Annotated in this window: 31 protein-coding genes; all 31 read right to left on the reverse strand. The window is 60.2% G+C overall.

The features are described 5' to 3' along the window. Positions 1 to 120 precede the first annotated feature (120 nt). The 31 genes from DVDV_RS07200 to tuf all read right to left on the reverse strand — a co-directional run bounded on the left by DVDV_RS07200 (position 121) and on the right by tuf (position 16,618). Positions 121 to 1,011, reverse strand: coding sequence for a selenium metabolism-associated LysR family transcriptional regulator (locus DVDV_RS07200; protein ID WP_075354020.1), 891 nt, complete (start codon positions 1,009 to 1,011; stop codon positions 121 to 123). 84 nt (positions 1,012 to 1,095) lie between these two features. Next, a complete protein-coding gene (rplQ, locus tag DVDV_RS07205; protein WP_075354021.1) occupies positions 1,096 to 1,515 on the reverse strand; it encodes a 50S ribosomal protein L17 in 420 nt (139 codons plus the stop codon). Beyond that, complete coding sequence (locus DVDV_RS07210; protein WP_075354022.1) at positions 1,505 to 2,548, reverse strand: DNA-directed RNA polymerase subunit alpha; 1,044 nt, start codon at positions 2,546 to 2,548, stop codon at positions 1,505 to 1,507. The genes rplQ and DVDV_RS07210 overlap by 11 nt, the downstream gene beginning before the upstream one ends. Positions 2,549 to 2,579: 31 nt before the next feature. After that, positions 2,580 to 3,206 carry a 30S ribosomal protein S4 gene (gene rpsD / locus DVDV_RS07215; RefSeq protein ID WP_043633144.1) on the reverse strand — a complete coding sequence of 209 codons (627 nt, stop codon included), beginning with the start codon at positions 3,204 to 3,206 and terminating at the stop codon, positions 2,580 to 2,582. A gap of 190 nt (positions 3,207 to 3,396) precedes the next feature. Further along, complete coding sequence (rpsK, locus tag DVDV_RS07220) at positions 3,397 to 3,783, reverse strand: 30S ribosomal protein S11 (protein WP_024825658.1); 387 nt, start codon at positions 3,781 to 3,783, stop codon at positions 3,397 to 3,399. A gap of 75 nt (positions 3,784 to 3,858) precedes the next feature. Beyond that, positions 3,859 to 4,230, reverse strand: coding sequence for a 30S ribosomal protein S13 (gene rpsM, locus DVDV_RS07225; protein WP_043633143.1), 372 nt, complete (start codon positions 4,228 to 4,230; stop codon positions 3,859 to 3,861). A gap of 12 nt (positions 4,231 to 4,242) precedes the next feature. Then, entirely contained in the window at positions 4,243 to 4,356 is a 114-nt protein-coding gene (gene rpmJ, locus DVDV_RS07230; protein ID WP_015859948.1) for a 50S ribosomal protein L36, read from the reverse strand. 58 nt (positions 4,357 to 4,414) lie between these two features. Further along, positions 4,415 to 5,182 carry a type I methionyl aminopeptidase gene (gene map / locus DVDV_RS07235; RefSeq protein WP_075354023.1) on the reverse strand — a complete coding sequence of 256 codons (768 nt, stop codon included), beginning with the start codon at positions 5,180 to 5,182 and terminating at the stop codon, positions 4,415 to 4,417. 2 nt (positions 5,183 to 5,184) lie between these two features. Continuing rightward, positions 5,185 to 6,498: a preprotein translocase subunit SecY gene (gene secY / locus DVDV_RS07240; protein WP_075354024.1), complete on the reverse strand. Its 1,314-nt coding sequence runs from the start codon at positions 6,496 to 6,498 to the stop codon at positions 5,185 to 5,187. A 12-nt stretch (positions 6,499 to 6,510) separates the two neighbouring features. After that, entirely contained in the window at positions 6,511 to 6,990 is a 480-nt protein-coding gene (gene rplO / locus DVDV_RS07245) for a 50S ribosomal protein L15 (RefSeq protein WP_075354025.1), read from the reverse strand. Next, on the reverse strand, positions 6,987 to 7,166 hold the full coding sequence (gene rpmD / locus DVDV_RS07250) for a 50S ribosomal protein L30 (RefSeq protein ID WP_043633136.1): 180 nt from the start codon (positions 7,164 to 7,166) through the stop codon (positions 6,987 to 6,989). Before rpmD ends, rplO begins: the two co-directional genes overlap by 4 nt. Before the next feature lie 11 nt (positions 7,167 to 7,177). Beyond that, positions 7,178 to 7,672: a 30S ribosomal protein S5 gene (rpsE, locus tag DVDV_RS07255; protein WP_175577077.1), complete on the reverse strand. Its 495-nt coding sequence runs from the start codon at positions 7,670 to 7,672 to the stop codon at positions 7,178 to 7,180. A gap of 19 nt (positions 7,673 to 7,691) precedes the next feature. Next, positions 7,692 to 8,051 carry a 50S ribosomal protein L18 gene (gene rplR / locus DVDV_RS07260; RefSeq protein ID WP_075354028.1) on the reverse strand — a complete coding sequence of 120 codons (360 nt, stop codon included), beginning with the start codon at positions 8,049 to 8,051 and terminating at the stop codon, positions 7,692 to 7,694. 12 nt (positions 8,052 to 8,063) lie between these two features. Continuing rightward, on the reverse strand, positions 8,064 to 8,603 hold the full coding sequence (gene rplF, locus DVDV_RS07265) for a 50S ribosomal protein L6 (RefSeq protein WP_075354029.1): 540 nt from the start codon (positions 8,601 to 8,603) through the stop codon (positions 8,064 to 8,066). A 25-nt stretch (positions 8,604 to 8,628) separates the two neighbouring features. Then, complete coding sequence (gene rpsH / locus DVDV_RS07270; protein WP_075354030.1) at positions 8,629 to 9,012, reverse strand: 30S ribosomal protein S8; 384 nt, start codon at positions 9,010 to 9,012, stop codon at positions 8,629 to 8,631. A gap of 16 nt (positions 9,013 to 9,028) precedes the next feature. Beyond that, complete coding sequence (locus DVDV_RS07275) at positions 9,029 to 9,214, reverse strand: type Z 30S ribosomal protein S14 (protein ID WP_075354031.1); 186 nt, start codon at positions 9,212 to 9,214, stop codon at positions 9,029 to 9,031. Positions 9,215 to 9,225: 11 nt separating this feature from the next. Then, positions 9,226 to 9,765 carry a 50S ribosomal protein L5 gene (gene rplE / locus DVDV_RS07280; protein WP_043633123.1) on the reverse strand — a complete coding sequence of 180 codons (540 nt, stop codon included), beginning with the start codon at positions 9,763 to 9,765 and terminating at the stop codon, positions 9,226 to 9,228. A 17-nt stretch (positions 9,766 to 9,782) separates the two neighbouring features. After that, positions 9,783 to 10,106 carry a 50S ribosomal protein L24 gene (gene rplX / locus DVDV_RS07285; RefSeq protein ID WP_075354032.1) on the reverse strand — a complete coding sequence of 108 codons (324 nt, stop codon included), beginning with the start codon at positions 10,104 to 10,106 and terminating at the stop codon, positions 9,783 to 9,785. Between the two features lie 29 nt (positions 10,107 to 10,135). Continuing rightward, positions 10,136 to 10,504, reverse strand: a complete 369-nt coding sequence (gene rplN, locus DVDV_RS07290; RefSeq protein WP_043633119.1) for a 50S ribosomal protein L14 — start codon at positions 10,502 to 10,504, stop codon at positions 10,136 to 10,138. A gap of 9 nt (positions 10,505 to 10,513) precedes the next feature. Then, positions 10,514 to 10,774, reverse strand: coding sequence for a 30S ribosomal protein S17 (gene rpsQ / locus DVDV_RS07295; protein WP_075354033.1), 261 nt, complete (start codon positions 10,772 to 10,774; stop codon positions 10,514 to 10,516). 12 nt (positions 10,775 to 10,786) lie between these two features. Next, the gene (rpmC, locus tag DVDV_RS07300; RefSeq protein ID WP_075354034.1) at positions 10,787 to 10,981 is read right to left on the reverse strand and encodes a 50S ribosomal protein L29; all 195 of its coding nucleotides are present in this window, start codon (positions 10,979 to 10,981) and stop codon (positions 10,787 to 10,789) included. 1 nt (position 10,982) lies between these two features. Continuing rightward, positions 10,983 to 11,396, reverse strand: a complete 414-nt coding sequence (gene rplP, locus DVDV_RS07305) for a 50S ribosomal protein L16 (RefSeq protein WP_075354035.1) — start codon at positions 11,394 to 11,396, stop codon at positions 10,983 to 10,985. Further along, positions 11,396 to 12,037, reverse strand: coding sequence for a 30S ribosomal protein S3 (gene rpsC, locus DVDV_RS07310; RefSeq protein ID WP_043633110.1), 642 nt, complete (start codon positions 12,035 to 12,037; stop codon positions 11,396 to 11,398). The genes rplP and rpsC overlap by 1 nt, the downstream gene beginning before the upstream one ends. A gap of 9 nt (positions 12,038 to 12,046) precedes the next feature. Beyond that, the gene (gene rplV / locus DVDV_RS07315; RefSeq protein ID WP_075354036.1) at positions 12,047 to 12,379 is read right to left on the reverse strand and encodes a 50S ribosomal protein L22; all 333 of its coding nucleotides are present in this window, start codon (positions 12,377 to 12,379) and stop codon (positions 12,047 to 12,049) included. 30 nt (positions 12,380 to 12,409) lie between these two features. Beyond that, positions 12,410 to 12,691, reverse strand: coding sequence for a 30S ribosomal protein S19 (rpsS, locus tag DVDV_RS07320; RefSeq protein ID WP_006920471.1), 282 nt, complete (start codon positions 12,689 to 12,691; stop codon positions 12,410 to 12,412). Between the two features lie 12 nt (positions 12,692 to 12,703). Beyond that, positions 12,704 to 13,534 carry a 50S ribosomal protein L2 gene (rplB, locus tag DVDV_RS07325; RefSeq protein ID WP_075354037.1) on the reverse strand — a complete coding sequence of 277 codons (831 nt, stop codon included), beginning with the start codon at positions 13,532 to 13,534 and terminating at the stop codon, positions 12,704 to 12,706. 2 nt (positions 13,535 to 13,536) lie between these two features. Next, on the reverse strand, positions 13,537 to 13,827 hold the full coding sequence (gene rplW / locus DVDV_RS07330; RefSeq protein WP_075354038.1) for a 50S ribosomal protein L23: 291 nt from the start codon (positions 13,825 to 13,827) through the stop codon (positions 13,537 to 13,539). Continuing rightward, positions 13,814 to 14,446 (reverse strand): 50S ribosomal protein L4, encoded by a 633-nt coding sequence (gene rplD, locus DVDV_RS07335; protein ID WP_075354039.1) that lies wholly within the window; start codon positions 14,444 to 14,446, stop codon positions 13,814 to 13,816. The genes rplW and rplD overlap by 14 nt, the downstream gene beginning before the upstream one ends. Positions 14,447 to 14,457: 11 nt before the next feature. Next, complete coding sequence (rplC, locus tag DVDV_RS07340) at positions 14,458 to 15,090, reverse strand: 50S ribosomal protein L3 (RefSeq protein WP_075354040.1); 633 nt, start codon at positions 15,088 to 15,090, stop codon at positions 14,458 to 14,460. Between the two features lie 12 nt (positions 15,091 to 15,102). Then, entirely contained in the window at positions 15,103 to 15,420 is a 318-nt protein-coding gene (gene rpsJ / locus DVDV_RS07345) for a 30S ribosomal protein S10 (protein ID WP_006920465.1), read from the reverse strand. Positions 15,421 to 15,424: 4 nt separating this feature from the next. Next, positions 15,425 to 16,618, reverse strand: a complete 1,194-nt coding sequence (gene tuf, locus DVDV_RS07350) for an elongation factor Tu (RefSeq protein WP_075354041.1) — start codon at positions 16,616 to 16,618, stop codon at positions 15,425 to 15,427. Positions 16,619 to 16,666: the final 48 nt, after the last annotated feature.

The following is a 16,666-nucleotide window of genomic DNA, read 5'->3' on the forward strand; positions in this document are numbered from 1 at the left end:
GCCTTTTCGTATGGCGCGTCAACGGGTGGATCGTATCGGGGAAGGCCATGGACCGGCAACGGCACAGGCCAGTCCGGCTGGTGCAGGCAGAACACCCGGGCAGGCCGGGAAAAGAAAAAATCAGACGCAGCCGCAGATCTTGAGAAAAAAACGCAAGGCGGGGAAGAGATAGCGTTTGCCGTGGTGGACCACGTAAAAACTGCGCCGCATGTCCAGGCCCGGCGCGTCCAGGGCGGCTACGCCGCCCCGCTCCAGATAGGATCGGGCCGCCAGGGTGGAAACCGCAGCCACGCCCAGGCCCGCCTCGACGCATTCAAGGACGGCCAGGGAGGTGTGGACAATCAGGACCGGGGCAATGGAGCGCATTTCAATACCGACCTTGGCCAAGGCGGCATCCAGGGTCTGGCGCGTCCCGGACCCCTGCTCCCGCATGATCCAGGGCAGCTGGACCAGGCGATCCTGCCAGCCGGGTCCGTCGAGGCGGATGGGCGCGAGACTCGTTGGCGCAACCAGCACCAGGGCATCGTCGAGATAGGGCAGGCTGACCAGCTCCGGATACGGAGCCGGCGCGCCGATGATGCCGACATGGACCGTGCCCTCGGCCACCTTCTGGGCGATCTCGCTGGTGTCGCCGCCGGTCAGGTCGAGGCGGACCTCGGGGTAGGCGGCGGCATACCGGGCAATCAACCTGGGAATGATGTAATGGGCCGGAATGGTGCTGCCGCCGATGACCAGTTCCCCGGCCACCCGCTTGGACAGAGCCATGATATCGGCCTTGGCGTGGTCGAGCTGGGTGAAAATGGTGGTGCAATAGCGGTAGAGCACATCCCCGGCCTGGGTCGGCAACACAGTGCGCCCGAGCCGGTCGAAAAGCTGGGTGTCGAGTTCGTCTTCCAGCGCGGCAATATGGGCGCTGATGGTTGGCTGGGACAGCAACAACTCATCGCCAGCCCGGGAAAAGCTGCGTAATTCGTACACTTTGGCAAAGGCGTGAAGTCTGCGTACATCCATAGTTGGGATATGCCCTATAGATAGAAACTATACATTGCCCCAAAAAAAAGCAGGGCCGGATGGCCCTGCTTGTGGTGCAATCGCTTAGGCGTCGGCAGGAGCAGCCTGGGCGGCTTCGGCCTTGGGAGCGGCGGCGGTCTCGCCAGCCTGCTTGGTCAGCTCGATGACGGCCATGGGGGCGCAGTCGCCGGCCCGGGGCAGACCCATCTTGACCACGCGGGTGAACCCACCGGGCTGGCCCTGGAAGCGGGGTCCGATCTCGTCGAAGAGACGGGCCACGAGCTGGTGGTTGGCCAGAACCTTGTAGGCCATCCGGCGGGCGTGGACGCTGTCGGTCTGGGCCAGGGTCACAAGGTTTTCAACAACGCCGCGGAGTTCCTTGGCCTTGTGTTCGGTGGTGCGGATCCGCTCGTGGACCAGCAGCGAACGGGCCATATTGCGCAGCATGGCTTTACGGTGAGCGGCGGTCCTGCCAAGTTTGCGTCCGGATTTTTTATGTCTCATCGGCCTGCTTCCTCTTCAGCCATTCCTGGTATTTTTGCTCAAAGTTCTCGATGCGCATCCCGAATTCGAGGCCCATATCTTCCAGAACGCGGCGGATTTCCTCAAGGGATTTCTTGCCGAAGTTCTTGGTCTTAAGCATCTCGTGTTCGGTTTTCTGCATCAACTCGCCAACCGTCTGGATGTTGGCGGACTTGAGGCAGTTGGTGGCGCGCACCGAAAGCTCAAGCTCATCAATGCTCTTAAAGAGGCTGGGATTGAGTTCGATGTCGTCGCGACGCCGATTCTTTTCCGCCTCGGATTCCTTTTCGTCGAAATTGATGAAGACCGTGAGCTGATCCTTGAGGATCTTGGCGCTGTAGGAAATGGCGTCCTCGGGGGCAATGGAGCCGTCCGTGGTGACTTCCAGGACGAGCTTGTCGTAGTTGGTCATCTGACCGACACGGGCCTGTTCGATGGTGTAGGCCACCTTCTTGACAGGCGAGAAGCTCGCATCGAGGAGAATCAGGCCGATTTCGGATTCGAGCCCTTCGTGCATATCGGCCGGGACATAGCCCTTGCCCATACGCACTTCGAGATCGATGCGGAAATCGCGGTCTTCGGAAAGGGTGGCGATCAGCACGTCTTCGCTCAAAACGGAGACGTTATGGTTGCCCTGGATGGCGCTGGCCCGAACTTCGCCCTTTTCCTTGGCGAACAGGGTAAGCCGCTGGGGCTCGTCGGTGGCCATGGCCAGCCGGACCTGCTTGAGGTTGAGGATGATCTCGGTGACATCCTCAATGACTCCCGGAATGGTGGAGAATTCGTGCTGCACACCCTCGATGCGGGCGGCGACAATAGCCGCGCCCTGCAGGGACGACAGGAGGACACGGCGCAGGGCATTGCCAAGCGTCGTGCCGAACCCGCGTTCCAGGGGCTCGCACACGAACCGTCCGAACATATTGGTGGAGACAGGGTCCTTTTCCAGGACTTCGGGCTTCACCAGTTCGGTCCAGTTGCGGGAGTTGATGAGCCTTTGGCCGTTACGAGTCAACATGGCGTCACCTTAGGCAAAGGGTCTTTGCCGATTACTTGGAGTAAAGCTCAACGATGAGCTGCTCGTTGATCGGGAACTGCACGTCCTCGCGGGTGGGCAGCGCGATGACCTTGCCCTTGAGCTTGTCGCCTTCCACTTCGAGCCAGGCCGGGCAACCGCGGCGGGCGATGACCTGCTGGGCTTCCTGGATGATCGGGGACTGCCGGTTGCGCTCGCGAACTTCAAGCACATCGCCGACTTTGACCTGCAACGAAGGGATGTTCACGCGGCGGCCGTTTAAGGTGAAAAGGCCGTGGCGCACGAGCTGACGGGCCTGGGCGCGCGAAGTGGCGAAACCGAGGCGGTAGATCGTGTTGTCCAGGCGGCGCTCCAGGGAGGAGAGCAGGTTTTCACCGGTGACGCCCTTTTTCATGTCGGCGCGCTTGAAGTAGTCGCGGAACTGCTCTTCAAGAATGCCGTACATTTTACGGGTCTTTTGCTTTTCACGCAGCTGGACGGCGTAATCGCTCATCTTTTTGCGGATGCGGCCGTGCTGGCCAGGGGCGTAGGGGCGGCGCTCGTAGGCGCACTTATCGGTGTAACAGCGATCGCCCTTCAAAAACAGCTTGGCCCCTTCCCGGCGGCAAATCCGGCATTTCGCTTCAGTATAACGTGCCAAGGTCGTTCCTCCTCGATGTACCGCAGGGCAACCGGTCGAGTCCGGGGGTGTGTTCCCTGCGGGTGTCCGGTCCTCCGGGGCTTTGCGCACCGGGTGGGACCGAATAATGATCCAGGCCTCTTTAGGAGGCCTGGTCGTAAAATACCGCTATGCCGCCAAGCGGCCAAAGCCGCTGGCCAACCGTCCCAACTTAGACACGACGCCGCTTGGGCGGACGGCATCCGTTGTGGGGGATGGGCGTAATGTCGCGGATGAAGCTGATCTTGAAACCAGCGTTGTGGATGGCGCGCATGGCGGCCTCCCGGCCCGAGCCGGGTCCCTTGACCAGCACACCGACGGTGCGCATCCCATTTTCCTGGGCTTTGCGCGCGGCGTTCTCGGCGGCGACCTGGGCGGCAAACGGGGTGGACTTGCGCGACCCCTTGAAGCCTGCCCCACCGGAGGTGGCCCAGCTGACCACGTTGCCCTTCTGATCGGTGAAGGTCACGATGGTATTGTTGAACGTGGCCTGAATGTGGGCGACGCCCACGGGAATGTTCTTGCGTTCTTTTTTGCCGGTGCGGCGTGGCTTCGCCATACGCGTATCTCCAAAAAGCCCTGTTCGGGCATGTTGCCGTGTTGTCCGCGGCGCGAAGGGCGCGCCGGCGGAAGGTTACTTCTTCTTCTTGGCCATCACGCCGCGACGCGGCCCCTTGCGGGTACGCGAATTGGTGTGGGTGCGCTGCCCGCGGCAGGGAAGCCCGCGACGGTGACGCAAACCACGGTAGCAGCCGATGTCCATGAGGCGTTTGATGCTGGCGGTGACTTCACGCCGCAGATCGCCCTCGACCTTGTGGTTGGCTTCAATTTCCTTACGGATGGTGTTGGTTTCCTCAGAAGTCAGGGCATCGGAATTTTTCGTCCAATCAACACCGGTGACTTCCAGGATGCGCAGGGCCGTAGTCCGGCCGATGCCGAAAATGTAGGTCAGCGCAATATCCATCCGCTTATTTTTGGGAAGGTCGACTCCCGCGATTCTGGCCACGACGTTCCTCCGTTATCCCTGACGCTGCTTGTGCCGGGGGTTATCGCAGATCACCCGCACAACGCCGTGACGCCGGATGATTTTGCACTTGGGACAAAGCTTTTTCACCGAAGGTCTAACTTTCATGCCGTCTCTCCGTCTCCTGGCGACGGAAACGACCGATGCCGCCCGGGCATCGGTCGCGTCATTCAGCCAGGCTTAAAATCCGAGGACCGTTTTTGGTCACAGCCACCGTATGCTCGAAATGCGCGGACAGGCTGCGGTCCTTGGTCACGGCTGTCCAATTGTCGGACAGAACCTCGACGTCGGGGCCGCCTGCTGTCACCATGGGTTCGATGGCGAGCACCATTCCCGGGAGCAGCGGGATGCGGGGAGCGTCCTTGGGCTCGAAATTAGGAATTTCGGGCTTTTCATGGAGCTTTCTCCCGATGCCGTGACCAACGAACCGTCTTACTACACTTAGGCCATGGCCTTCAACATGTTTTTGCACGGCCCGCGAAATGTCATAGAGGTCATTGCCGGCTTTGGCCTCGGCGATGCCCTTGGCCAGCGAGTCCTGCGTCACTTGCAACAGTGCCGCCTGGTCGCTGTCAATGGCCCCGACCGGAACCGTCGTGGCCGCATCACCGTAAAAGCCGTCGTAGACCACGCCCATGTCGAAACTCACCAAGTCCCCTTCCTTCAAGACCCGATCCGAAGGGAACCCATGGACCACTTCTTCATTGACCGAACAACACAGGGCAAACGGGAAACCGTACATGCCGAGAAACCCGGGCTTGACCCTGAAGTCAGCGCAGCGTTTCAGGGCCAACTGTTCGAAAACCATGGTCTTCACACCCGGTTTCACCGCTTCCGACAAATCGCGCAGGATCACTGCCACGATCCGGCAGGCCTCCCGCATGGAAGCCAGCTCAAGGTCGTTTTTGAGGTAGATCCCTCTGACCTTTTTCAAATCTACTGCCTACCCTTGATTCTCCCCTTCTGCATGAGACCTTCATACTGACGGGAGATAAGATACGACTCGATCTGAGACATGAAATCCATGGCCACGCCCACAACGATCAGAAGCGAGGTGCCGCCGAAATAAAAGGGCACGTTGAACTGCTGAATCAGCATCATGGGCAACACGCACACCACGGATATGTACATCGAACCCCACAGGGTGATGCGCACCAGCACCTTGTCGATGTATTCCTTGGTCTTGATCCCGGGCCGGATGCCGGGGATGAAACCACCCTGCTTGCGGATGTTCTCGGCAATATCGGCCGGATCAAAGATGATGGCCGTGTAGAAGTAGCAGAAGAACACAATCAGGGCCACGAAGATGACGTTGTAGGTCATCGTCTGGGGGCTGAAAAACGCGGCTACGGTCTTGAGCCACGGAATGCTCGAGAACTCGCCCAGGGTCGCCGGGAACAGCAGGATCGAGGAGGCGAAGATGGGCGGAATGACGCCGGCGGTATTGACCCGAAGCGGCAGATGGGTGGTCTGGCCGCCATACATCTTCCGGCCGACCATCCGTTTGGCATATTGTATGGGTATTCGCCGCTGCCCTCGCTCCATGAACACGATGGCCACCAGGACGGCGAGCATCAGGGCCACAATGAGGATGAGCATGAGCGGCGAAAGCTCTCCGGCCTTGAGCAGGTCAAACGTGGACAGCACCGCCCGGGGCAGGCCGGCCACGATACCGGAATAGATGATGAGCGAAATGCCGTTGCCGATGCCGCGCTCGGTGAGCTGCTCTCCCAGCCACATGAGGAAGACCGTACCGGCGGTGAGCGTCACAATGGTCATGAGGCGAAAGCCCCAGCCAGGAATGAGCACCACCGGCGCACCCGTGGGGCTGGCCATGCTTTCCAGGCCAACGGCAATGCCGAAGCCCTGGATGACGGTGATGAGCACCGTGCCGTACCGGGTGTACTGCGTGATCTTCTTTTTCCCGGCCGCCCCATCCTCTTTCTGCATCTTGGCCAGCTCCGGGCTGACGACAGTCAGGAGCTGGATGATGATGGAGGCCGAGATGTAGGGCATGATTCCCAGGGCGAAGATGGAAAGGTTGCGCAGCCCTCCGCCGGAGAACATGTCGAAAAGGCCAAAAAGGGTATTCTTGGCACTTTCGAAGAAATCGGCCAGGGCGGCCGAATCCACGCCGGGCACAGGCACGTGCACGCCGATGCGGTAGACGGCCACAAGCAGGAAAGTCCAAAGGAGCTTTTTTTTCAGCTCCGGCAGACGGGCCAGATTCTCGACTCCAGTAAGGGCCACAGCAACTTCCGTTTATTCAGTAGGGGTTTCGGCCAGGGCCTCGGGCGTTCCCAGGGCGATGACCTTGCCGCCGGCGGCAGTGATTTTCGCAGCAGCCTTGGCGCTGAACTTGTGGGCTTCCACAGTCACGGCCACCGAGACTTCACCGTCGCTCAGGATCTTGATCAGGGCGCCGGCCGGAGCCAGACCGCGACCATAGATGTCGTCGAGGGTGATGCTGTCCATGCCGTCAAAGGAGGCCAGCAGGCGATCGAGGTTGATCGGCTGGAAGATAATCCGGAAGGGATAGTTCTTGAAGCCGCGTTTGGGCAGACGGCGGGCGATAGGCATCTGGCCGCCTTCAAACCAGGCGCGGTGCTTGGCGCCGGCCCGGGAATTCTGGCCTTTGTTACCGCGACCGGCAGTGCAGCCCCAGCCGGAAGCCCGACCACGGCCGAGACGCTTGCGGGCGACCCGCTCTTCGGGAAAGGGGTAGAGCTCGTGGAGCTTCATGACTCGGTCACCTCAACGAGATGCTTGACCTTCGCAATCATGCCGACGACGGTGTCGGTTTTTTCGAAGGAACGTTCCTGCCGGATTTTCTTCAGCCCAAGGGAGGCCAGGGTGCCCCGCTGTTTGGGCGTATTGCCGTAGCGGCTTCGGGTCAACTTCACAGTGATGGTTGCCATGGCATGCATCCTTATTTGCGCGGCGTGGAAAGCGCCTTGCCACGCATGGCGCTGACCGAGTCGGCGCTGCGCAGCGAGCCCAGCCCTTCCATGGTGGCGCGCAAAACGTTGTGCGGGTTGTTGGTGCCAATGGCCTTGGTCAGGATGTCATGGACGCCGCAGGCTTCCATGATAGCGCGCACCGGGCCGCCGGCAATGATGCCGGTACCCTTGGAAGCGGGCTTCAGCATGACCCGGCCGGCCCCGAACTGCCCAAGGATCTCATAGGGCAGGGTCCCGTCGAGCAAAGGCACACGGATCATGGACTTTCTGGCCTGCTCCGTGGCTTTGCGGATGGCTTCCGGGACTTCGTTGGCCTTGCCCAAACCGTAGCCCACCGAACCCTTGCCGTCGCCGACGACGACCAGGGCACTGAAGCTGAACCGGCGGCCGCCTTTGACGACCTTGGCGACGCGATTGAGATACACAATCTTTTCGATCTGAGACAGATCGGTCTGCTGGTCCATGCCGTCTTCCTTCATGCGCTTAGAATTTGAGGCCGCCATCCCGCGCTCCGTCGGCAAGGGCTTGGACCCTGCCATGGTAGATGTAGCCGTTGCGGTCGAACACAACGGCCTGGATGTTGCGTTCAAGGGCCTTGGCAGCCAGGTCCTTGCCGACCTTGGCAGCAGCTTCCTTGTCGGCCTTGATCGCCTCGCCGGCCCTCAAAAGCGTCAGGCTGGAGGAGGACACCATGGTCTGTCCGGTCAGATCGTCGATCACCTGGGCATAGATGTGCCGGTTGGACCGGTACACGACAAGCCTCGGGCGTTCGGCAGTGCCGGCCAGTTTCTTGCGGATGCGGACTTTCCGGCGCGCTCGCGCCAGGGTCTTGGTCATCTTCATACTGTCAAGCCCCTATTTCTTGCCGCCGGATTTACCGGCCTTGCGACGAATGACTTCGTTTTCGTACTTGATGCCCTTGCCCTTGAAGGGTTCAGGCGGCCGGACGCGGCGGATGCGGGCGGCGGTTTCGCCAATAAGCACCTTGTCGATACCCGACAAGGTCAGCTTGCTGCCCTCGACCTTGGCCTCAATCCCGTCAGGCAGCTTGAACTCCACCGGGTGGGAAAACCCGACGGCAAGCGACACCGTGGAACCGCTGGTTGCGACCTTGTAGCCAACGCCGATGACCTCAAGGGTCTTGGAGAACCCTTTGCTGACACCCTCGACGAGGTTGGCAAGCAGGGTCCGGCGCAGGCCGTGCTGGGCGCGGGCGATCCGGGTATCATCTACCCGGGCCACCTGCACCTTGCCGTCGGCCACGGCATAGGTGATCTTGGGGTGGGTCGGCGTGGACAACTGGCCCTTGGGACCTTTGACCATCACCGCCTCGGAAGCCACTTCGACGGACACGCCGGCGGGCAGCTCAATTTCGCGTTTTCCTATCCTGGACATGACATCTTCTCCGCGATGGGTCTTCTTACCAGATTTCGCACAGGAGCTCGCCGCCAACGTTGAGCTCGCGAGCCTTGGCTCCTTCCAGGATACCCCGGGAAGTAGACAGGATGCTGATGCCCAGGCCGTTTTGGACCTTGGGGATGGCCTCGGCCGGCACGTAGACGCGACGACCAGGCTTGCTCACCCGTTTGAGCCCCGAAATGATCGGTTTCCCGCCATAGTATTTGAGGTTGATGGTCAACGCTGCCCCGTCAACGGCGTATTCGCCGATGTAACCTTCGTCCTTCAGGATGCCGGCAATGGCAAACTTCAGTTTGGAAGTGGGCAACGAAAGATCCGCGTGCAGGGCCCGATGGGCATTGCGAATGCGGGTCAACATATCGGAAATGGGATCGGTCACCGACATGGCGTCCTGCTCCTTGCTACCAGCTCGACTTGCGCACGCCGGGCATTTCGCCGGTCAGCGACATGTTACGAAAACAAATACGGCACACGCCGAACTTGCGAAGAAACGCCCTGGGACGACCGCAAATGGGGCAACGATTATAGCCCCGTGTGGAAAACTTCGGTTTGCGGCTGGCTTTCACCATCAAAGATTTACGGGCCACGGCCGTTCTCCTTACTTTTTAAACGGCATTCCGAGCAGGTCGAGCATCATTTTGCCCTCCTTGTCGGCACCGGCCGTTGTGACGATGGTGACGTTCATGCCCTTGACGTGTTCGACGCGGTCCACGTTGATTTCCGGGAAAATGCTGTGCTCCCGGATACCGAGGGTGAAGTTGCCGCGTCCGTCGAACCCGCGGTCAGGCACGCCGCGAAAGTCCCGAACCCGAGGCAGGGCAAAATTGATGAGTTTATCCAGAAAATCCCACATCCGCTCCCGGCGAAGGGTCACACGGCACCCCACCGGCATGCCCTCCCGGAGCTTAAAGGCCGCGATGGACTTGCGGGCACGTGTGATCACGGCCTTCTGTCCAGCGATGGCAGTCAGCTCGACCACGGCTTCCTCGATGAGCTTGTTGTTATTGCTCGCCTCACCCAAACCCATGTTGAGCGAGACAAAGGAAAGCCGGGGGATTTGCATGCTGGAGGTGTACCCGAACTCTTTTTTCAGATCCGGGGCTACCTTCTCGGCATAGATTTGTTCCAGGCGGGTCATACCGTTTCCTTTTGACGCTAGGCGATTTCGTGGTTGCACTTCTTGCAGAAGCGCACCTTGGTGCCGTCAGCGGTGTATTTGTAGCCGACCTTGGCCGGCTTGGCGCAACCATCGCACAGAAGAGCCACATTGGAGATGTCCAGGGGCGATTCTTTTTCGATAATGCCGCCAGGGGTCTTGGCATAGGGGTTGGCCTTGGTGTGGCGCTTGACCATGTTCACCTTTTCCACCAGCACGGCATTGCGCTTGGGCAGGATCTTCAGGATCTTGCCCACTTTGCCCTTGTCCTTGCCGGTGGTGACCACCACCTTGTCATCTTTACGAATCCGATAGGTTTTCATGTCGTCCTCGATGTGCGGGAACTGAAGCCCTAAAGGACTTCGGGAGCCAGCGACACGATTTTCATGAAGTTTTTCTGCCGCAGTTCGCGCGCGACCGGTCCGAAGATACGGGTACCGACCGGCTCGAGGGAGGCCGACAGAAGCACGGCGGAATTGGAGTCGAACTTGATATAGGAACCGTCGGGCCGGCCGACTTCCTTCTTGGTCCGAACAACAACGGCCTTCATCACCGCGCCCTTCTTCACTTTGGAATTGGGCAGGGCGTCCTTAACCGACACGACGATGATGTCGCCCACCGAAGCGTACCGGCGGCGCGAGCCGCCAAGCACCTTGATGCAGCAGACTCGTTTCGCGCCGGAATTGTCCGCCACGTCGAGATTGGATTCAACCTGAATCATGTCGAGCTCCTAGACCGCTTTTTCCATGATTTTTTCAAGATGCCAGCGCTTGCGGGCGGACAGCGGACGATGCTCGATGATGCTGACCGTATCCCCGATGCCGCAATCATTTTGCGGATCGTGCGCCATGAACTTCTTGCGGCGGCGGATGTACTTTTTGTACAGCGGATGCTTCACCAGGGTCTCGACCATGACCACGATAGTCTTGTCGGCCTTGTCGGAGACCACGACGCCGGTCAGCATCCGGCGATTGCTTTTATGTTCTTCCATGGTGATCCCCGATTAGCCTTGACGCTTCTTTTCGTTTTGCACCGTAAGGATGCGGGCAATGTTCTTGCGAACCTGACGCAGACGGTGCGTTTTTTCCAGCTGGGCCGTAGCGTGCTGGAAACGCAGCTTGAAGAGTTCCTCGCGGTTCTCGCCAAGCTTCTTGGACAGGGCCTCGATGTCGAGATCGCGCAGTTCAGTGGACTTCATGTTAGAAACCCTCCCTGACAACGATCTTGGTCTTGATGGGCAACTTGTGCTGGGCACGGGTCAGGGCCGCCTTGGCCGTGTCCATGTCCACGCCTTTGATCTCGTAGAGCACGCGGCCGGGCTTGACCGGGGCAAACCAGCCGACCGGGGAGCCTTTGCCTTTGCCCTGACGGACTTCAGCCGGTTTCTCGGTGCGCACCCGGTCCGGGAAGACCCGGATCCAGACTTTGCCGCCGCGCTTGATGTGGCGCATGATGGCGACACGGGCGGCCTCGATCTGCTGGCTGGTGAGCTTGCCGTGCTCCATCGCCTTGATGCCGATTTCACCGAAGTCGATGCTGGCGCCACGAATGGCCGGACCGCGCAGGCGGCCCTTTTGCATCTTCCGGAATTTGGTTTTTTTGGGAGCCAACATTACGCTTCCACCTCATGGTCCAAAATCTCGCCTTTGAAAATCCAGACCTTGACTCCGATGACGCCGTAGGTGGTCTTGGCGATGGCATAACCGTAATCAATGTCGGCGCGCAGGGTCTGCAGGGGCACCCGGCCGTCGCGGTACCACTCGGAGCGGGCGATTTCAGCTCCGGCCAGGCGGCCGGCGCAGGAAACCTTGATGCCTTCGGCTCCGAATTTGCGGGACAGGCCCACGGTGCGCTTCATGGCCCGGCGGAAGGCCACGCGGCGTTCGAGCTGCAGGGCGATGTTCTCGGCCACCAGCTGGGAATCGATCTCGGGACGGCGGATTTCATTGACCTCCACCGTGAACTCCCGACCGAAACGCTGCTTGAGGTCGCCGCGAACCTTTTCAATTTCCGTCCCCTTGCGGCCGATGACGATGCCGGGGCGGGCGGTGTGAATGATAAGTCGGATCTTGCCCCCGGCCCGCTCGATCTCGATCTTCGAGATGCCGGCGTGGTACAGGGTCTTTTTCACGAACTTACGGATATTGCTGTCCTCGAAGACAAACGCCGGGTAGTCCTTTTTGGAAAACCACCGGGAGAGCCAATTTTTGTTGTACCCGAGGCGAAATCCGTAGGGATGTACTTTCTGTCCCATGTGTCGCTCCTAATTCTCGGCCACAACAACGGTGATATGGCTCGTGCGCTTGACGATCCGGAAGGCGCGGCCCATGGAGCGGGTCATTATCCGCTTGTGGGTCGGCCCGGGATTGACGATCACCTGCTTGACCGTAAGGTTGTCGATATCCACCCCGGAAATCTGCTCGGCGTTGGCCACGGCCGAGTGGAGCACCTTGCCGATGATCTTGGCCGATTTCTTGGGGGTGAACTTCAGTATGTTCATGGCCTCCTCGACCGGGCGGCCGAGGATATTGGCTGCGACGAGCCGCGCCTTTTGGGGCGACACGCGGATGTATCTGGCGATGGCTTTTGCTTCCATGGTTTTGTCCCGACGGGGTACGCTCCCCGACTACTTTTTCACTTTGCTTTTCTTGTCCGCGGCATGGCCGTGGAAGGTCCGCGTGGGGGCAAACTCGCCGAGTTTGTGGCCGACCATGTTCTCGGAAACAAAAACCGGAATGAACTTCTTCCCGTTGTGCACGGCAAACGTCAGTCCCACCATCTCAGGCAGGATCATGGACCGACGGGACCAGGTTTTGATCACGCGCCGATCTTTGTTCTCCAGGGCGTAGGCGACCTTCTTCTCAAGGTGATCGTCCACGAACGGACCTTTTTTGAGCGACCGAGGCATAGGCGTTTCCTCTTACTTTTGTCCGCGCCGCTTGACGATAAGCTTGGACGAGGGCTTTTTCTTGTTGCGGGTCTTGTAGCCCTTGGTCGGCTTACCCCACGGAGTGACCGGGTGACGGCCGCCAGAGCTCTTGCCCTCGCCGCCGCCGAGGGGATGGTCGACCGGGTTCATGGCCACGCCGCGAACCTTGGGGCGGTTGCCAAGCCAGCGGTTGCGCCCGGCCTTGCCGATGGAGATGTTCTCGTGCATCACGTTGCCGACCTGGCCGACCGTGGCCAGGCAGGTGGCCAGCACGTTGCGGACTTCGCCCGAGGGCAGACGAAGCAGCGCGTACTTGCCTTCCTTGGCCACGAGCTGGGCGTAGGTGCCGGCAGCCCGGCACATCTGACCGCCGCGGCCAGGATTGAGCTCAATGTTGTGCAACAGGGTACCGACCGGGATCTTTTTGAGCTGCAGGGCATTGCCGGGCTTGATGTCAGCGCCGTCGCCGGCCGTGATCATATCGCCGACCTTGATCCCAACCGGTGCCAAAATGTAACGTTTCTCACCGTCAGCGTAATGTAAAAGCGCAATTCGGGCGCTACGGTTCGGGTCATACTCCACAGAGAAGACCTTGGCCGGAATGGCGAACTTGTCACGCTTGAAGTCGATGATACGGTACAGGCGCTTGTTGCCGCCGCCCCGCCGACGCGAGGTGATCCGGCCGTAACAGTTGCGGCCGGAGGCATGCGGCAGGCCTTCGCACAAGGACTTTTCAGGCTCGGTCCGGGTGATTTCCTCGAAGGTCGAGACCGTCTGGAACCGGCGGCCGGCCGACGTGGGCTTAAGCTTGCGGATGGACATGTCTAAACCCCTTCGAAGAACTCAATTTTGTCGCCCTGGGCCAGGGTCACATAGGCTTTCTTGTAGCCGGCGATACGGCCGGTCACACGACCCATGCGGGAGCGGGCGAGGCTACGGTGCTTGACAACGCGCACACCGGTCACCGTCACCGAAAACGCCTTGGCCACGGCCTTGGCGATTTCGATCTTGTTGGCGTCGGGATGGACGAAAAAAACCACCTGGTTGGCGGCGTCCTTCACCATCGTGGCCTTCTCGGAAATGACGGGCCGTAAAAGGATGCTAGCGTATTCCATAACCAAGCCTCTCCTGAACCTTGAGCGCCGCGTCCTTGAACATGATCACATGATCGTACAAAAGCACGTCATAGACGTTGAGCATGTCCTGGCGGATGACCTTGATGCCGGGAATATTCCTGGCGGAAAGCTCGAGATTGTTATCCGAATCAGGCAGGACAATCAAGGCTTTTCTCAAACCGAAATCCGAAACCACCTTGACCATCTGCTTGGTCTTGACTTCAGGGAAGGTGATGGCGTCCACCAGGACCAGCTGGTCGTCGCCGAGCTTGGCCGAAAGCGCCATGCGCATGGCCAGCTGGCGGACCTTCCGGTTCACCTTGAAGGTGTAGTCCCGGGGCTGGGGTCCGTGGACCACCGCGCCACCGCGCCACAGCGGGGAGCGGGTGGAGCCGGCGCGGGCCCGGCCGGTGCCCTTCTGGCGCCAGGGCTTGCGGCCACCGCCGCGCACGAAGGCGCGGGTCTTGACGGAATGGGTACCGGCACGTTTGGCGGCCAACTGGGCGCGCACCACCAGATGCAGCAGTTCAGGCTGCACCTCGACTTCAAAAACCTCGGGTGCCAGATCGACCGTGCCGATTTCCTGGAAGCCCTGGTTGTACAGTTTCACATTTGCCATGGCTTACCCCGTTATCCCTGCTTGCGGACCACGACCACGCCATTGCGCGGGCCGGGTACCTGACCCTTGACCAGGATCAGATTCATTTCGGGGCGAACGTCGACCACGAGCAGGCTCGGCACGGTAACCGTGCGCGCACCCATGTGGCCAGCCATTTTCTTGCCCTTCATGACCTTGCCCGGCTCGGTGTTGTGACCGATGGAACCGCCGGAGCGATGGGCCTTTTCCGTTCCGTGGGTCTTTTTGAGACCCGAGAAGTTCCAGCGTTTCATAACGCCGGCAAAGCCCTTGCCGATGGAGGTGCCGGTGACCTTGACGATCTCGCCCGGGGCGAAGATGTCAACCGTCACGTCCATGCCCTGCTCAAACGGCACGGGGCCGTCCAGGCGGATTTCCTTGAGCACCCGGAAGAAGCCGCGAGCGGCCTTGTCCAGGTGGCCCTTCATGGGCTTGTTGACCTTGCGTTCCGGGATCTCGTCGAACCCGATCTGCATGGCGTTGTACCCGTCGGTCTCCAGGTTCTTGACCTGGGTGACGGGGCAGGGTCCGGCCTGAATAACGGTGACCGGAATGATTGAGCCGTCGTCGCCGAAAATCCGGGTCATGCCCAGTTTCCGGCCGAGAATTCCAAGCGTGGCAGCCATGCCAACCCTTCCTTAGAGCTTGATTTCCACGTCAACACCGGCAGGAAGGCTCAGTTTCCCGAGCGCATCCACGGTTTGCTGCGTGGGCTCCATAATGTCCAGGAGACGTTTGTGAACCCGCATCTCGAACTGTTCACGGGACTTTTTGTCCACGTGCACTGAGCGGTTGACCGTGACCTTGTGAATATCCGTGGGCAACGGGATGGGTCCGGCAACGCCGGCTCCGGTGTTGCGGGCGGTATCCACGATCTCGGCCACCGCTTTGTCCAGGATGCGGTAGTCGTAGGCCTTCAGTTTGATACGAATGCGATCATTTTGCATGGAAACCATGATATTACTCCACAATCTCCGACACGACACCCGCGCCGACGGTGCGGCCGCCTTCGCGAATGGCGAAGCGCAGGCCCTTTTCCATGGCGATGGGGGCGATCAGTTCCACGTTGAAGGTGGCGTTATCGCCCGGCATAACCATTTCCACACCCTCGTCCAGGGTAACCACGCCGGTGATGTCCGTGGTACGGAAGTAGAACTGGGGACGGTAGCCGGTGAAAAACGGGGTGTGACGTCCGCCTTCTTCCTTGTTGAGAACGTACACCTCGGCCTTGAACTTCCGATGCGGGGTAATGGAACCCGGCTTGGCCAGGACCTGTCCCCGCTCGACATCATCGCGCTTGACGCCGCGCAAAAGGACACCCACGTTGTCGCCGGCCTGACCCTGATCCAGGATCTTGCGGAACATTTCAACGCCGGTGCAGGTCGTCTTGACGGTGTCCTTGATGCCGATAATGGCCACTTCGTCGCCAATCGTGACGATGCCGCGCTCCACCCGGCCGGTCACGACCGTGCCGCGTCCGGAGATGGAGAACACGTCTTCGATGGGCATGAGAAACGGCTTGTCAATGTCCCGCTTGGGCTCGGGAATGAAGCTGTCGCAAGCATCGAGCAGCTCGAAGATCGGAGCGGCGTCGGGGCTCTTGATGTCGGCCGCTTCCAGAGCCTTGAGCGCCGAACCCTTGATGACCGGAATGTTGTCGCCGTCAAAGCCGTACTTGGAAAGCAGCTCGCGCACTTCCAGTTCGACCAGCTCCAGCAGTTCCGGGTCGTCAACCAGGTCCACTTTATTCATGAACACGACCAACTGGGGCACACCGACCTGACGGGCGAGCAGGATGTGCTCACGGGTCTGGGGCATGGGACCGTCGGTGGCGGCGACAACGATGATGCCGCCGTCCATCTGGGCCGCGCCAGTGATCATGTTTTTGATGTAGTCGGCGTGACCAGGGCAGTCGACGTGGGCATAGTGCCGCTTGTCGGTCTGATATTCGACGTGGGCCGTGGCGATGGTGATGCCGCGTTCCTTTTCTTCCGGCGCCTTGTCGATCTGATCGAAGGGAATGTACTCGCCAAAGCCCTTCATGCTGGCCAGCCGTGTGATGGCCGCGGTCAGCGTGGTCTTGCCGTGGTCGATGTGACCGATGGTGCCGATATTGACGTGCGGCTTGTTGCGTTCAAATTTCGCCTTGCCCATAGGGTCCCCCTGGAACTTCCGCGCTTGCGGGTCTTCGTTTTGGCGTCC

The organism is Desulfovibrio sp. DV (assembly GCF_001936595.1).
Classification (GTDB): domain Bacteria; phylum Desulfobacterota; class Desulfovibrionia; order Desulfovibrionales; family Desulfovibrionaceae; genus Solidesulfovibrio.

Excerpts from the sequence above, each read along its gene's own strand:
- DVDV_RS07200 (WP_075354020.1), bottom strand. The coding sequence starts at position 1,011 with ATGGATGTACGCAGACTTCACGCCTTTGCCAAAGTGTACGAATTACGC.
- rplQ (WP_075354021.1), bottom strand. The coding sequence starts at position 1,515 with ATGAGACATAAAAAATCCGGACGCAAACTTGGCAGGACCGCCGCTCAC.
- DVDV_RS07210 (WP_075354022.1), bottom strand. The coding sequence starts at position 2,548 with ATGTTGACTCGTAACGGCCAAAGGCTCATCAACTCCCGCAACTGGACC.
- rpsK (WP_024825658.1), bottom strand. The coding sequence starts at position 3,783 with ATGGCGAAGCCACGCCGCACCGGCAAAAAAGAACGCAAGAACATTCCC.
- rpmJ (WP_015859948.1), bottom strand. The coding sequence starts at position 4,356 with ATGAAAGTTAGACCTTCGGTGAAAAAGCTTTGTCCCAAGTGCAAAATC.
- rplO (WP_075354025.1), bottom strand. The coding sequence starts at position 6,990 with ATGAAGCTCCACGAGCTCTACCCCTTTCCCGAAGAGCGGGTCGCCCGC.
- rpmD (WP_043633136.1), bottom strand. The coding sequence starts at position 7,166 with ATGGCAACCATCACTGTGAAGTTGACCCGAAGCCGCTACGGCAATACG.
- rpsE (WP_175577077.1), bottom strand. The coding sequence starts at position 7,672 with ATGGACCAGCAGACCGATCTGTCTCAGATCGAAAAGATTGTGTATCTC.
- rplR (WP_075354028.1), bottom strand. The coding sequence starts at position 8,051 with ATGAAGATGACCAAGACCCTGGCGCGAGCGCGCCGGAAAGTCCGCATC.
- rplF (WP_075354029.1), bottom strand. The coding sequence starts at position 8,603 with ATGTCCAGGATAGGAAAACGCGAAATTGAGCTGCCCGCCGGCGTGTCC.
- rpsH (WP_075354030.1), bottom strand. The coding sequence starts at position 9,012 with ATGTCGGTGACCGATCCCATTTCCGATATGTTGACCCGCATTCGCAAT.
- rplE (WP_043633123.1), bottom strand. The coding sequence starts at position 9,765 with ATGACCCGCCTGGAACAAATCTATGCCGAGAAGGTAGCCCCGGATCTG.
- rplX (WP_075354032.1), bottom strand. The coding sequence starts at position 10,106 with ATGAAAACCTATCGGATTCGTAAAGATGACAAGGTGGTGGTCACCACC.
- rplN (WP_043633119.1), bottom strand. The coding sequence starts at position 10,504 with ATGATTCAGGTTGAATCCAATCTCGACGTGGCGGACAATTCCGGCGCG.
- rpsQ (WP_075354033.1), bottom strand. The coding sequence starts at position 10,774 with ATGGAAGAACATAAAAGCAATCGCCGGATGCTGACCGGCGTCGTGGTC.
- rpmC (WP_075354034.1), bottom strand. The coding sequence starts at position 10,981 with ATGAAGTCCACTGAACTGCGCGATCTCGACATCGAGGCCCTGTCCAAG.
- rplP (WP_075354035.1), bottom strand. The coding sequence starts at position 11,396 with ATGTTGGCTCCCAAAAAAACCAAATTCCGGAAGATGCAAAAGGGCCGC.
- rpsC (WP_043633110.1), bottom strand. The coding sequence starts at position 12,037 with ATGGGACAGAAAGTACATCCCTACGGATTTCGCCTCGGGTACAACAAA.
- rplV (WP_075354036.1), bottom strand. The coding sequence starts at position 12,379 with ATGGAAGCAAAAGCCATCGCCAGATACATCCGCGTGTCGCCCCAAAAG.
- rpsS (WP_006920471.1), bottom strand. The coding sequence starts at position 12,691 with ATGCCTCGGTCGCTCAAAAAAGGTCCGTTCGTGGACGATCACCTTGAG.
- rplB (WP_075354037.1), bottom strand. The coding sequence starts at position 13,534 with ATGTCCATCCGCAAGCTTAAGCCCACGTCGGCCGGCCGCCGGTTCCAG.
- rplW (WP_075354038.1), bottom strand. The coding sequence starts at position 13,827 with ATGGAATACGCTAGCATCCTTTTACGGCCCGTCATTTCCGAGAAGGCC.
- rplD (WP_075354039.1), bottom strand. The coding sequence starts at position 14,446 with ATGGCAAATGTGAAACTGTACAACCAGGGCTTCCAGGAAATCGGCACG.
- rplC (WP_075354040.1), bottom strand. The coding sequence starts at position 15,090 with ATGGCTGCCACGCTTGGAATTCTCGGCCGGAAACTGGGCATGACCCGG.
- rpsJ (WP_006920465.1), bottom strand. The coding sequence starts at position 15,420 with ATGGTTTCCATGCAAAATGATCGCATTCGTATCAAACTGAAGGCCTAC.
- tuf (WP_075354041.1), bottom strand. The coding sequence starts at position 16,618 with ATGGGCAAGGCGAAATTTGAACGCAACAAGCCGCACGTCAATATCGGC.